This is a genomic window from Psychrobacter immobilis (assembly GCF_003148585.1).
Taxonomy (GTDB): Bacteria; Pseudomonadota; Gammaproteobacteria; order Pseudomonadales; family Moraxellaceae; genus Psychrobacter; species Psychrobacter immobilis.
The window spans coordinates 1-14,093 of record NZ_QGGM01000004.1; the positions used below are offsets into that span (position 1 = coordinate 1).

Genomic DNA, 14,093 nt, shown 5'->3' on the forward strand with positions numbered 1-14,093 from the left:
GAGATCGCCAAGACAGGTTTGGGTTGATTTCTACCGTCAGGCTGCGTAATTAAAATCTCCCAAGTTTAGGTGTACGGATTTGACAGCAGGGGTCACAGCTGAAACGTATATCAATAAGCAAATGAATAAGATAGGCGAAAAATTCGACTTTGAAGAAGATTATAAACCTATCAACTTAAAGTTCTCGTTATCAAACTTTGATCTTTACTACAAGACAGACGATGATAAGAAAATATACTTACGCTCTATGGGTAGTGGCGCGAATTGGCTATATAGCCATCTTTCATTATTTCTAGCATTGCATAGATACTTTTGTAAGATAGGCGATAAATCAGTTATACCTCCTATTTTATTTATTGATCAACCTACTCAAGTATATTTTCCCACAAATATAGAGGACAACTCAAACGAGTTTGATGCTCAAGATCTTGTTGAAAAAAGGGGTAAGCCTGAAAGTCTTGATGCTGATATGAAATCTGTAAAAAATATTTTCGAGCAGTTGGTACAGTTTTGTAAAGATACTAAAGATTTAACAGGTATAGAACCGCAAATTATTATCACTGATCATGCTGATGGACTAACTTTAGATAATGTTACTTTCGATGATTTAGTTGTAGCAAGATGGCGAGATCGTGGATTTATTTATCCTTTACCTAATGAGAGTGTTAATATTAAATCTGACGATATCAGTAAAGAACAGATGCCCATTGGTATCAAAGGTGAACAGCTTAATCTTCTAGACCCACCTACTAGTTGAAAGTTATATAAGTTCTAATTTCTATTTGACCTTCGCTACAAAGGCGCGTTTTAGCCCTGACATGAGAGCCGTAAAAAATTGCACCGCAATTTTATGCTTGCAAGAAAAACTCTCTTAAATGAGAGTTTCTTAAGGCTATCCTGCTGGAATAGGCGTGTTGCGAAGGCTAGGTTTTGGGGCAGTATCGTGACCAAACAGGAATGACCCAAACCGTAGCCACAGAAAATCATAGATTTTCTCTTGCGTCAGGTCAGGGCGAAGCAGTACTTCGCTTGATCCATCCTCACACCTAGATAAGCAGATAATAGCGAATGGCAGGATTGGCTCCCCTTATTACTGCAACGGTTTCACCTTCTAATCCGCAAATTCTAAACTATTCCCAAACCATCTAAAGCCCCACTCTAAACCCCTAAACCTAGTACCGTAATCTCAAATAGCAAAAACCCTGCCATGGCGAGGTCTCATTATTTTATCGAGTATAACTGGTGATAACTGCACCAGCGTTAGTAGTTTGGCACTAATTGACTACTATTATTTAGCTGATTTTTTATAGTAATCAACCATCATCGTACCTAGCGTACCGTTGTCATCGATAGTGACGATTCTAACTGTACCTGACTGAGACGCAGTACTAGACTGCACTTGTCCAGCACTACCTAAGACGATTTGGTTGTTTTTAGCCGCCATTGCTCCGTTACCGATAGCGATGCTATTCATGCCGCCAGCCATAGATTTATTGCCTAGCGCTACCGAGTTTGCACCTTGTGCGGCTGCCGCTTCACCAACTGCGGTAGAGCGTACACCACTAGCATCGGCTATATGACCAAAGGCTTGCGCGCGTTCGGCAGTGGCTTTTGATTGCCAACCGATAGACGTTGAGCCTAAACCTGCGGCATTGGCTTCCCCGCCAACAGCCGTTGCTGAATTCATGCCCGCATTGGCTTTGTTGCCGACAGCGACCGTGTCATTACTGCCGCCAGCCATCGCGGCTTCACCAACAGCCGTAGCGCGTACACCACTCGCGTTGGCTAGATGACCAAACGCTTGCGCGCGTTCAGCGGTAGCTTTTGATTGCCAGCCGATAGAGGTTGAGCCTAAACCTGCAGCGTTGGCTTGACCGCCGACAGCGGTTGCTGAGTTCAGACCTGCATTGGCCATATTACCGATAGCAACCGTGTCGTTAGTGCCGCTAGACATAGCACTATTGCCTAAAGTAATAGCAGTACTGTTCGTAGTGGTTTGGGTATTTGAAACTTGAGAGTCAGCACCTGTTGCCATAGCAGTGCATGCAGAAGTTGCGGCAATGGCGAGAGTAAGGGAACTGATTTTGAGTGCTAATTTTGATAGGGAATCCATTTTCATCATGCTAAGTCCTTTTAGACAAGCCATCTTGGCTTAGTAGGGGGTTTGGGTAAAAGCTGATAGATCACAATCCTTGCAATATGAACATACTCTGGCCTAAATAACTTGATCATATGTAGAGTCCACAACATTAATGTAACACTAATTTTTAACCATTATTCAAATAATGATAGCATTATATTTTCAAAGGTCATTTAAGCCGACGAATGAACAGTTATAATATAAAACTACCGTAAAGGAGAGCATTGGTGCTGTACAACTTTGATGAAATAATAGACAGACGTGATACGGGGTCGTTTAAATGGCATTATACCGATGACACCATTCCGCTGTGGGTCGCGGATATGGACTTTAAGACTGCCCAGCCTATTTTAGCGGCGATTGAGCAAGTAACGCAGCATGGCATATTGGGTTACACCGTGCCGACCGAGCCGTTGTATCAAGCGATTATCGACTGGCATGGCAGTCGTTATGACTTGTGGCTGGAGCAGCAGGATATCCTGTTTTCTCCGGGTGTCGTGCCAAGTTTGGTGCTGATGATGAAAGTATTTACCGAGGCAGGGGATGCGGTACTCATCAATGATCCTATCTATACGCCTTTTATGAGCAAGGTTTTGGACAATAATCGTAAGCTTGTGACTTCTGCATTAAAAGAGGTTGAAGGTAAGTATCATCTGGATTTAGCTGATATCGAAGCCAAAATTATCAAGCATAAAGTTAAGCTATATTTATTCTGCAATCCGCATAATCCGGGCGGACGTGTATGGACAGCGGATGAACTTGAAGCGCTGCTTTCGATTTGTAAAAAGCACGATGTGGCAATTGTGAGTGATGAGATTCATCAAGATTTAACCTTGAGTGGGCAGACATTTACGCCTTTTTTAACCCTAGCAACAGGCTATGAGCACAAGGTGGTGAGCCTAACCTCGATGACCAAAACCTTTAATATTGCCGGTATCAAAGGCTCTATGATCTTTGCTAAAGACAGCGCATTAATGAGTAAAATTAACCAGCAGCAGCGTTTAAGTGACGAGCATGAGCTGAACTTATTTGCTTATATGGCGATGCGCAGTGCTTATGAGCAAGGTGGTGAGTGGTTGGCACAGGCGCTGACCTATATTGAAGCCAATATTGAATTAACCATTAGCTTTTTAGAAGAGCATTTACCTAAAATTAAGGTGATGCGTCCAGAAGCTTCGTATTTGATTTGGCTAGATTGCTCGGCATATGCGCAAGACGATCAAATGCTCTATGACGCGCTTAGAGAGGCCAAAGTTGAGCTTAGCGCGGGGATTAAATACGGTAATAAAGGGCATCTAAAAATGCGCCTTAATATAGCGTGCCCTAAAGCGCTGCTTATAGAAGGGCTAAACCGTATGCATACTGCATTAAATAGCGATGCTGTTAAACAGTAATATCATTTAGCAGGATAACCAGTAATGTCCTGAATACTTTGATATAAGGGTTTTAGACGCTCATACATTTTGAGATAAACCTCATTATAAAGACGTTTGTAGAGCTGGACGTTGGCGTCAATAGGTAAGAACTCATCGCCCAAATGGGTCATCGCCTGAGTTGCGGTTGAATGGTCAGGATAAACGCCAAGCCCTACTGCACAATTGATAGCAGCGCCTAAGCCTGAGGCTTCATAAGTATGCGGTCGATAAGCGGGCATGCCAAAGATATCTGCCGTCAGCTGCATGGCAGAGTCACTTTGAGAGCCGCCACCAGCGACACGCAAGTGTTTGATGGGTTTGCCTATACGCTTCTCAATAGTATCGAAGCCAAGCTTTAGCTCATAAGCCAGCCCTTCTAATATAGCTCGATAAACATGCGCTCGCGTGTGTACGTCGCCAAATCCAATAAGCGCACCTTTGCCCTCAAGTCCCGGATGACGAACACCAGGTGACCAGTATGGCTGCATCATTAATCCCATACAGCCTGCTGGAATGTCTTTCACCGCTTGATCGAGGAGTTTTTCGGTATCGATGCCTTGGGTCTTTGCTAACTGCTCTTCATAGTGGGCAAATTGCTCTTTAAACCAACTGACCATCCAAAAGCCGCGATAAATCATGTACTCATGATTGTAGTAATTTGGCGCGGCGGCGGTGTAGGCGGGCATATGTTTAAGTATCTCGACATAATTGCTCGAAGTGTTATTAATTGTCGCAGTAGTGCCAAAACTTAAACAGGCGGTGTCTGCTGCGAGACCCGCTGCGCCTAGTGCTTCGCAGGCTTTGTCACTAGCAGCAGCGATCATCGGCGTGCCTTCCAGAATACCAGTAGCGGCGGCAGCTTGAGCGCTGATATGACCAAGTGGCTGTCCCGGTGGAACAATTATAGGCATTTGCTCAGGTCGGCAGCTAAATAAGCGCCATTTGATATCTTTCGGTTTCATCCACGTTTGCGCTTTATAATCATAAGGCAAATAGCCAACCGAATGGCCTGTCGAATCGGCGAGTTCGCCGGTGAGCTGGTAGGTGAGGTATGCGGAGAGGTTGACATAGTGTGCAGTCTTTTTCCAAATCTCAGGCTCATGATGAGCAAGCCAGTTACAGCGGGCTTTTTGCTGCGCCTCTTGTACCAGCTCGCCCATACCGATGACTTTGGTGAGTGGACCTAGAAAGCCTATGTCATTGGTTTCGCCGCGACGCAAATCCATCCAGACGATAGCTGGGCGTAACGGTTGTTTATCCTTGTCCAAACATATCATGGTATAGCGCTGGGTGGCGAGGCTGACGCCGGCAATTTGCTCGGGCGTAATATCGCAGTTTTGCCACAATTGCTGACAGGCTTCGCTTAATTTTTTCCAATAGTAGTCGGCATGCTGCTCCGCAAAATTTGGCTGCGTTGAAAAATACGGCTCGATAATGACGCGGGCTTTGGCAATCTCGCTACCGAATTGATCGAAGATAAGCGCTCTGACGCTTTGGGTGCCATTGTCGATAGCTAAGAAATAAATAGGGGCATCAAGGTTGTTGGTCATAGTCATCCTTAACTATGTAGAAATAGATATATAGCTCAATAAAAATACAATGATTATAGTGTGCTACTGGGGTAAGTTTTCCGCAGCCTCTGTCTGCGTAGGCACAGCAAGCAAGGAAAACTTATACCAGTAGCATTTGCTATTAATATAATAAAAAAGTGCTAAGCCGCAGGCAAATGGTAGTAGCGTTGCCATAAATCTTGATAACGTTCAACTTCTTTCTGCCACTTTTGCTCATCCCAGCCGAGCTCTTGCTGACATATTTGCTTAATCCGATTACTGATAAGCGGCGACATAGCACCATCAGGTAGTATCAAACCTAAGCGTGTACGTCGCAGTAGTAAATCATCCAAGTGAATGACTTGCTCATAATGGGCGGCAAAGCGAATCTCTGCCCAAATGGTGTTGCTGTCAGTCACATAAGCCAAATCATCATCATGTGCTAACTCTAATAAGGCATCAAGCTGTAGACCATAAAATCCTTGTAAGCGTTGTTGTAGGGGTTTTGGTAAGGTGGTAAATTTAGGATTGGTTGGCGGTTGATTACTAAAGACTTCAGTATTTAATGAGCCAAGCTCTTTGCTATCTGCTTCATTAAATGCCAGTACTTGTTGACAAGTTTTTAGCACATCAAGGGCGATTAGGCGAAAGGTGGTTAGCTTGCCGCCACTAACAGTGACCAAATTATTATCCAACCAGACGCTATGGTCGCGTTTCTCTTTACTTGGGCTGACGCGCTTACCATCACCGCCATCAGAAATCAGTGGACGCACGCCTGCCCATGAGCTGATGACATCCTTGCGGCTAATGTCTACATTATCAAAGAGATTATTGGTCGCTGCCAATAGGTAATCCACCTCTTCATTAGTGATACCGACTTCGTTATCGTCTAATGGCGGATGATCCAAATCGGTAGTACCAAGGACGGTACGGTTTTCCCATGGAAAGACAAAGACGGCTCTTTTGTCGATAGGGTGCAAAAAAGTATAGGCTTGTTTGATTGGTAGGCGCTCTTGGCTGACCACCAGATGGCTACCACGTGACGGGCGAATTTGCTTGTGAAAGCTTTGCTCAGTTTGTTTGCTAGCTTGCATCCGTAAGGTATCCGCCCAAGCACCCGTAGCACTGACCACTACTTTGGCATAAACGTCGTAACTTTTACCGTTGTCTTCAGAAGAAGTATCTTTTAGAGTAGCACCCGTCACCAAGCCTTGCTCATTGGTAATCAACGATTCTGCTTTTAGGTAATTAATAGCCTGCGCGCCATCATTAATCGCCTCATCAAGTACCCGCATCACAAGGCGTGAGTCATCGGTCACTGCATCGCTAAATTGACTGGCACCCAAAAATTTTTCTTGCTTGATGTGCGGATTAAGCTGTAAAAAAGCGTCTTTTTTAACGTATTTAGAGTAGCGCTTGCCCGCCAACCCATCGTAGATACGTAGCAAGGTATTGAATATCCATGGCGGTGGAAACTTACCTTTATAATGCGGCATGACGTAATGCATCTCGTTGACAAGACCACTTGCTTCGCTTAGCATGCGCTCGCGTTCACGGACGCTCAGCAAAGTGGTTTTATAGTCACCTGAGGCAATGTAGCGCAGCCCGCCATGTACCATTTTGCTAGAGCGGCTGGACGTGCCCCAAGCAAAGTCTTTTTGCTCAATGAGTAACACCGCCAAGCCGCGCCTTGCTGCCTCGCGAGCAATCCCAGCGCCTGTGATACCGCCACCGATGATGAGTATATCCCATGGTACTACTTGAGACGAGCGACGAGATAAAGGCGCTAATGCTTGCTGGCGTTGCTGATGTTGATTGGCTTGGTTCATAAACGATTCATCTTAATTTATACTCAAATTAATTAGTGACTCAGTGTTTCTAAGCCATCTAGTCGGGCTGTAGCTGCCTTTTAGTCTTCGATTAAAACACCCGGATTCATACGCTGTTCAGGGTCCAAGCTTTTGAGCATATCGCTAGTTACTTGTAGACCGAGCTTGCCTTTTTCGGCAGCAAGATAGGGGGCGTGATCGCGGCCGATGCCATGTTGATGCGATATCGTCGCTGTGCCATTGGCTAGACTTGAACTGGCAGCATGTTTGATTTTTTGCCAGCGGCTTAACGTGCTGGCGTGATCTTTGGCTGCTCTAAAGAAGTAAGTGGTATAGAGGCTAGCACCTTGCTTATAGACATGTGAGATATGAGTGAAAGCCATGACGTTTTCGTCTTCGTCTGCCAGAGCGTTTTTCACCGCTTCTTGCATCTGCTGCATCTGCTCGTCGATATGATTCCAGTTGGTGGCGGTCTCAAAGGTATCGACCATGATGCCTTTTTCCCACAGCGTCCCACGCAAATAAGGGAATTTAAAGCGTCCATGTGCCCAGACACTACCCATGATATCGGTTATTTTACCCGTAACACTACCGTGCTGTTTTAATAGCTTATTAAATTGCGTCAGTGCCAATTTATTCTGTGCTTTATCCCCTGAGACGCCATAAGTGAGCATGACTTTTTTTGAGCTCAGTCCACGTGCTTTTAGATAAGTGCTAATGGCCATAAACTGGCTGGGCGTCGTACCCAAATGTAGATGCGCGTCAGTCTCGACCGCATTACTTAGGCGTAGCATTGATAATTGAATATTTTTTTGAACCGCTTGTCTAAGCACTTCTTTACCCGCTGCCCAGTTCGGTAAAAAAGCAACTTTAAATAGCTCTTCTTCGGGTTGTGGTTGTACCCGCATTTTGACTGTCGTAAAAATACCAGCGCGGCCTTCGGTGCCCATCATCATCTCACGCAGATCAGGTCCTGCCGCTGACGCTGGGAAATCAGCTATATTGAGTACCCCTTGCGGTGTCACAAGCGTTCCACCAGCAAACATCTGTTCGATGCGTCCGTAACCTAAAGATTGCTGACCACTAGAGCGCGCTGCAATCCAGCCGCCCAGTGTCGATAGCTCCCAAGACTGAGGATAATGTCCCAAGCGGTAGCCGTGTGCGTCTAGTTGCGCCTCGACTGCTGGCCCTTGTGTACCTGCGCCAAAGGTAGCAATTTGGCTCTCACTGTCTAAGTCAATCAGCTGATCCATCTTGCTCATAGCGATGGTCAATATGGGGCGTGAACCCTTTTGCGGATTGATATGACCCGCGACTGAAGTGCCACCGCCAAAAGGAATGACAATAAGATCATGCTCGCTTGCAAGCTTCAATAATGCTTCGACATCAGCGGTCGATTCAGGAAAAGCGACCCCATCAGGAAAGACTTCAAAGTCGCCACCCTGCATGGCTATCCAGTCTGGAAAACTTTGCCCACGAGCATGTCTAAGTCTTACTTCGTTGTCGACAGATACAGTATCAAGCTCAGTCATAGCAACAGGCAAGCGCGATTTGGGGACGGTTTTAAGTACTTGCTGTAAGCTCACTGATGATAGTTTTTTGGTTTTACCAATATGTGATTTGATCAGTTTCGCCCCATGCGCTGAGACTTTTTTATTAATATTGATATTGCCCCAACCATTCCAGCGCGTTTGCTCGATTGGAGTATTTACCGTATGACCCTTTGAGGCGGCGTCTATACTGGTGTTATTGGTGTTTTGGTTATCAGAATTGACTGAAATAGCTTTAGACGGGTCAGATTTAGGGCGTTTTCGGATAAGGGCTTTGATTTTGCTCATAGGGACATACCTGTCAATTTATTATGATTATCTATGACTATAATAAGTAACTGTTTTCTGTACATTAGTCAACAACGATTGGTGTGCTGTTCCGACTTGCTAATTCTTTATTCTCTACCAAAACCATCAGTCTATGCGCTAAGTAATGCTAAATAACACCAATAAACCCTGATATATAAAAGTACCAATGCGGTGAGACTAAGCTAGAGAAAATTTCAGATGAAGTCCATGTGTTGCGGAATAATATAGATTAATCATAGGCGACACTGATGTAAGCTTCTCTGTAGTATGCTATGTAAAAAAGCATATCAGCTGCTTTACGAGACCAATAAACCGCTTTTTGATTTTGCTCATTATTCTATAACGCCTTATTATGATTTCTTATGGATGGAGGAATATAAATGAAATCATTATAAAAATGAAATAAAGTACGGGAATATACTGGTCTAATGAGATAGTTATATGTCAGTTGGTAGATTAGCGTATTTTTATAACCAATAGACTGCTCAAACTTGTTAAAATAGCGCACCAATTTATTTATTGATGGACACTACGTTATGACAACTGCTGCCAACGTTCCTACTATTAAAGAAGATCGCATCTTAATTCTCGATTTTGGCTCACAGTACAGCCAGCTTATCGCCCGCCGTGTCCGTGATTCTGGGGTGTTTTGTGAGATGTTCCCTTATGATATCGACACCCAGCGCATTACCGATTTTGGTGCAAAAGGCGTTATCTTATCTGGTGGTCCTGAGAGCGTCCATGCGGAAAACAGCCCACGCATCAATGATGCCGTATTCGACTTAGGCGTACCTGTACTTGGTATCTGCTACGGTATGCAAGCGATGGCAGAGCGCTTCGGCGGACAAGTTCATGCCAGTGATATCCATGAATTTGGCGCAGCAACCATCAATATCGATGGCAAATCAACGCTGACTGATGGTATCGAAGACGCAGCAGCGAAGCTAAATGTGTGGATGAGTCATGGCGATAAAGTGGTCGATGCCCCACAAGGCTTCGATATCGTCGCTAGTACGCCAAGCTGCCCGATTGCGATTATGGCAGATGATTCGCGTCACTATTACGGTCTTCAGTTCCACCCTGAAGTCACACATACCGCGCAAGGTTCTGCACTGCTAGGACGTTTCGTCCATGAAATATGTGGCTGCGCGGGTAGCTGGACGCCTGATAACATCATCGATATGCGTATTGAGCAACTGAAAAAGCAAATCGGTGATAAGCAAGTATTACTTGGTCTTTCAGGTGGTGTGGACAGTTCAGTCGTCGCAGCATTATTGCATAAAGCCATTGGCGATCAATTAACCTGTGTGTTTGTTGATACTGGTCTTTTGCGTCTGCACGAAGGCGACCAAGTGATGCAAATCTTCGCTGAAAACATGGGCGTAAAAGTGATTCGTGTTGATGCTGAAGAGTTATTCTTGACGGCATTGGCTGGCGAGTCTGATCCGGAAGCCAAACGTAAAATCATCGGTAAAACCTTTATCGATGTATTCGCTAATAGTGCTCGTGAAGTCAGTGAGCAAAGCGATGGTAAAGTCATCGAATTCTTGGCGCAAGGTACGATTTATCCAGACGTGATTGAATCAGCGAAGTCGCATCAAGGTAAAGCCCACGTGATTAAGAGTCACCATAATGTAGGCGGTTTGCCAGATGATTTGGCATTTGAGTTGGTTGAGCCATTACGCGATTTGTTTAAAGATGAAGTGCGTAAATTGGGTATTACCCTTGGTCTACCAGCGAAGATGATTAACCGTCATCCGTTCCCAGGACCGGGTTTGGGCGTGCGTATCTTGGGCGAAGTGACCAAAGAATTCGCTGATATCTTGCGTGCTGCTGATGCTATCTTTATGGAAGAGCTTGAGCGTTCAGGCTGGTATGAGAAGACCGCGCAAGCATTTGCGGTATTCCAACCGATCAAATCAGTTGGCGTGGTCGGTGATGGTCGCCGCTATGCGTGGGTGATTGCGCTACGTGCGGTTGAGACCGTAGACTTTATGACCGCGCGCTTTGCGCATCTGCCGTATGATTTGATTGAGACGGTATCGAATCGCATTATGAATGAAATCGCTGAAGTTTCACGCGTGACTTATGATGTGTCGAGCAAGCCACCTGCGACGATTGAGTGGGAATAAACCGTTTAAGTATTCTAAACGGTAACGGTGTTAACCTAGCTAGATATACAAACACGTACTATCTGCGCTCGGTTGCCTTGTTACCATTTTAGACTACGTAAACTTATCTAAATAGCTTTTCAACTCAAATTTTTTGAATTGATATACGACTAATCGATAATTAGATTAGTTCAATATAGCGATAAAAAAGCACTCAACTTGGTTGGGTGTTTTTTTTGGTTAAAACAAACAGGCAACTAAGAATCCTCTAATTTTTCATTGAACATTTGTCTTTATTATCTATAATATAGCCAACTTTAATTGGCTATTATTTATTAAAGTCGAGATAATCCTATCAATCGTTCAGTATTTAGTAAAATTAAGGGATAAGATGTTTTGTAATAACTGTAATCAAGAAAATTCAAGCGAGGCGGGATTTTGTTCAAAATGTGGGCATCAGCTCTCTGACGTCCAAGCACAAATACCGCCACCATTAACGGCAGTTAATATTTCTAAAGATGCGCAAATCCCGCAAAACCATCCAGCTTCCAGCGCTGAACATACCGATACTTTATTGGCAGCTTTCGTTGGTAAAAAGTATGATGATTTTTATCGTGATAAATGGTTTAAGGACAGCGAGCCACGCTTAGAGGTTAATAATGATGGCTCTAGTATACACAGTTTTAATTTGGCTGGACTTCTCCTGGGAACGTCTTGGTTGTGCTATCGTAAAATGTATCTAGCCGCTTTTTTTATTGTACTTGGCATTAATGCAGTTGATTTAGTCTTAATGCATCTGCTCGGTATGGAGGCGTATAGCTCTATAGGTCAAACCAGCTTTTTTGTCGCATGGGCAGTACTGACAGGACTTTTAGGTAATTATTTTTACTTTAGTCACAGCGTCAAAAATATAAAAAAAGTCATGAGTAATACAGCTGACCCAGCGACGGTCGAACAGGAGTTAGCGGCAAAGGGTGGTACGTCATGGGTTGGCGCCATTGTGGGTAGCATATTATCAGTATTGCTATCTATGGGTATGTCCTATTTGTTTGCGCCTGAGTGGTATTGGTTGGTGTAGTGCGTCTAATAAATAAGGTTAATCTAAGGAGGCGAGACAAAAGTGATGGAACCACTAAAACAAGCATATGATTTGGAACTCACGGATAAAGATCATGGGCAAGGTTGGGCTTTTGGTCGCCCAGTCGGCATCACCACGGATCAATGGCCGCGAAGCAGGATTAACGGTCTACCGATGGCGCACTTATGGACGATATTAGTGCCTGAAGCGTATCGCGTAAAAGGGAAAGATCTCGTGGCAATATCGCTTTTTCAAGCGGATGATCATGTTGAAGATAGGGTAGACGGTGTTGAAGATATGATTACTAATCTCACTGAGGTGAATCATACAGACGCTGAGAATTTTTGGGCGTCACTGAGTCGCTATGCTAACCATCGTCACCCTCAAGAAATCTATCTGAAAGATATGATTGGTGGTGGCTGGACATTGATTTGGCTAACGGAAGCAGAGTTTTCTGGTGAGTCCACGCCGCTGCCTAATAAAGAAGATGGTATATATCCAGACTATGAGATTGAAGAATGGGGTAGCACCTGCTTTGTTAAAGATGAATCTGCTCAGTTTATTAAGCACGTTGTCCGAATAGATGATCCTAACGTTGGCAAGATGCTTGATGAGTGGCCAGATGAAGATGATGGAAATGCCTATATTCCGATGTTCTCTGAAAAAGGTGAGATGTTAAAGCTTGATAGGTTTCATGCAAAAAGTCATTTTGGTGGTACGGCCAATCCCATTCAAGCGATACCAGAATTTAGTCCTTTTTATATTGAGTTTGAAGAAACGCTTGGCGATGCCAATATGGGTGGTGGTAATGGGCAAATTGATTTGCTGAATAATGAATTTGATTGGGCGTGTGGTTAACTGTTGATAATGTAGAAGTGATTTATGATGTGTCCAGCAAGCCGCCTGCGACGATTGAGTGGGAATAAACCTCTACTTAGTCTTTAGCTGAAAACAAAAAAACACTCAACTTGGTTGGGTGTTTTTTTATATTAATTATACGTTTAGGGATGAATGATTGTATAGTTACTATTGGGACGCTGAAAGGCAAAAAAGCCATCTTAATAGAAAGATTTATCGTCTTTTAAAATTTACTTTTATAACATTAGAGTCTTCAGTCTCTGTCACTAATCCCTTTCGCTTCCAAATAGGATTTTGTTTCCATAAAATCCCACTATTTTCGATAACAACACCGCCACCACAGTTTGAAACTAAAGAACCAGACATCTGAATACCACCTAATTGGGATTTAGAAGATGTAAGCTCTATATTTGTACCTGCGATTGTCATTTCGACTTCTACAGCAGTTATTGGAAATAGTATATCTTTAAAGATATCTGTTTTATATTTCTTCTTAGCTTGTTCAAGTGATTCAAGCTCAATAAATCTTAAGTATAAAAAGTCGCCGTTAGTATATTTAATTTCCAGTTCTTTGCCTTGAGGAGGGCTGCGCAAGTCTAAAGGTGAACCTACATTCTCCCATGAACTATCTTTAATAATTAATCTTTCTTCAGACTCTAAACTTAGCATATTTATGTTCAACCGAAGATAGCCTTCTTTATCACGCTTCAAAGATACTAAGTCAATATCATCAATTGTTATAATTCGAAGAGTTTCATAGTAGAAGTTACCTCCTACTACAGCTAATAAATTTTTGCGTAACCAATCTAGGTTACCTTTCACTAATGCAGCATTGGTTTTATCTGTTTTCAATGTATGTAGTTGTTCAACTGTATATGCACCACCATCTGCTTTTTTATGATGCTGAGCGCACAGTGCTATCATACCTTTTGGCTCATTATGAGGTTTTATATTCACTGGCGGGTCAAAGTGGTGGTATTCAAGGTAAGGGTTGCCACATCCTTTTATTGGGCAACCAAACCCAACTTCAGATCGAAGTACTTCTTTGACAGCTTTAGGAATAGATTTTCTTCCTGATATCATTTCATGACTCCAGACCTAATTTTTGTGAGAATATGTTCAACTGAGTAGAGAAAGTTTATTAAGCCAGCTTTTTAGTAAGTTAAATTTACATTATTTTTGATACAGCTTTTGAGATACCATACACTTTATTACTATATCGTTTGAACATATCTTTTGAAACCTAAAAAAGG

At 43.5% G+C, this 14,093-nt stretch carries 10 protein-coding genes; 5 read left to right on the top strand and 5 right to left on the bottom strand.

What is annotated here, in order from left to right; translation table 11 throughout:
• Positions 1-79 precede the first annotated feature (79 nt).
• Positions 80-757, top strand: a complete 678-nt coding sequence (locus tag C8D84_RS04785) for a DUF3732 domain-containing protein (RefSeq protein WP_109590474.1) — start codon at positions 80-82, stop codon at positions 755-757.
• A 531-nt stretch (positions 758-1,288) separates the two neighbouring features.
• Here C8D84_RS04785 and C8D84_RS04790 read toward each other — a convergent pair.
• Positions 1,289-2,122 (bottom strand): hypothetical protein, encoded by an 834-nt coding sequence (locus tag C8D84_RS04790; protein WP_109590476.1) that lies wholly within the window; start codon positions 2,120-2,122, stop codon positions 1,289-1,291.
• Between the two features lie 245 nt (positions 2,123-2,367).
• On the opposite strand from C8D84_RS04790, the gene C8D84_RS04795 reads away from it, so the two are divergent.
• Positions 2,368-3,534, top strand: coding sequence for a MalY/PatB family protein (locus C8D84_RS04795; protein WP_109590478.1), 1,167 nt, complete (start codon positions 2,368-2,370; stop codon positions 3,532-3,534).
• Positions 3,535-3,536: 2 nt separating this feature from the next.
• Here C8D84_RS04795 and C8D84_RS04800 read toward each other — a convergent pair whose 3' ends face one another.
• The 3 genes from C8D84_RS04800 to C8D84_RS04810 form a co-directional block, all read right to left on the bottom strand.
• Complete coding sequence (locus C8D84_RS04800; RefSeq protein ID WP_109590481.1) at positions 3,537-5,105, bottom strand: FGGY-family carbohydrate kinase; 1,569 nt, start codon at positions 5,103-5,105, stop codon at positions 3,537-3,539.
• A gap of 161 nt (positions 5,106-5,266) precedes the next feature.
• Entirely contained in the window at positions 5,267-6,934 is a 1,668-nt protein-coding gene (locus C8D84_RS04805; RefSeq protein ID WP_109590483.1) for a glycerol-3-phosphate dehydrogenase/oxidase, read from the bottom strand.
• An 80-nt stretch (positions 6,935-7,014) separates the two neighbouring features.
• Complete coding sequence (locus C8D84_RS04810; RefSeq protein WP_109590485.1) at positions 7,015-8,772, bottom strand: FAD-binding oxidoreductase; 1,758 nt, start codon at positions 8,770-8,772, stop codon at positions 7,015-7,017.
• Positions 8,773-9,329: 557 nt separating this feature from the next.
• Here C8D84_RS04810 and guaA point away from each other — a divergent pair.
• From guaA to C8D84_RS13850, 3 genes are all read left to right on the top strand, one after another.
• Positions 9,330-10,925 (top strand): glutamine-hydrolyzing GMP synthase, encoded by a 1,596-nt coding sequence (gene guaA, locus C8D84_RS04815; RefSeq protein WP_109590487.1) that lies wholly within the window; start codon positions 9,330-9,332, stop codon positions 10,923-10,925.
• 370 nt (positions 10,926-11,295) lie between these two features.
• Positions 11,296-11,982 (top strand): zinc ribbon domain-containing protein, encoded by a 687-nt coding sequence (locus C8D84_RS04820; protein WP_109590489.1) that lies wholly within the window; start codon positions 11,296-11,298, stop codon positions 11,980-11,982.
• A gap of 42 nt (positions 11,983-12,024) precedes the next feature.
• Positions 12,025-12,840 carry a hypothetical protein gene (locus C8D84_RS13850; RefSeq protein WP_146192883.1) on the top strand — a complete coding sequence of 272 codons (816 nt, stop codon included), beginning with the start codon at positions 12,025-12,027 and terminating at the stop codon, positions 12,838-12,840.
• Between the two features lie 213 nt (positions 12,841-13,053).
• Here C8D84_RS13850 and C8D84_RS04835 read toward each other — a convergent pair whose 3' ends face one another.
• Complete coding sequence (locus C8D84_RS04835; RefSeq protein ID WP_201560397.1) at positions 13,054-13,923, bottom strand: HNH endonuclease; 870 nt, start codon at positions 13,921-13,923, stop codon at positions 13,054-13,056.
• Positions 13,924-14,093: the final 170 nt, after the last annotated feature.

Coding starts and splice junctions, on each gene's coding strand:
- C8D84_RS04790 (WP_109590476.1), bottom strand. CDS start 2,122: ATGATGAAAATGGATTCCCTATCAAAATTAGCACTCAAAATCAGTTCC.
- C8D84_RS04800 (WP_109590481.1), bottom strand. CDS start 5,105: ATGACCAACAACCTTGATGCCCCTATTTATTTCTTAGCTATCGACAAT.
- C8D84_RS04805 (WP_109590483.1), bottom strand. CDS start 6,934: ATGAACCAAGCCAATCAACATCAGCAACGCCAGCAAGCATTAGCGCCT.
- C8D84_RS04810 (WP_109590485.1), bottom strand. CDS start 8,772: ATGAGCAAAATCAAAGCCCTTATCCGAAAACGCCCTAAATCTGACCCG.
- guaA (WP_109590487.1), top strand. CDS start 9,330: ATGACAACTGCTGCCAACGTTCCTACTATTAAAGAAGATCGCATCTTA.
- C8D84_RS04820 (WP_109590489.1), top strand. CDS start 11,296: ATGTTTTGTAATAACTGTAATCAAGAAAATTCAAGCGAGGCGGGATTT.
- C8D84_RS04835 (WP_201560397.1), bottom strand. CDS start 13,923: ATGATATCAGGAAGAAAATCTATTCCTAAAGCTGTCAAAGAAGTACTT.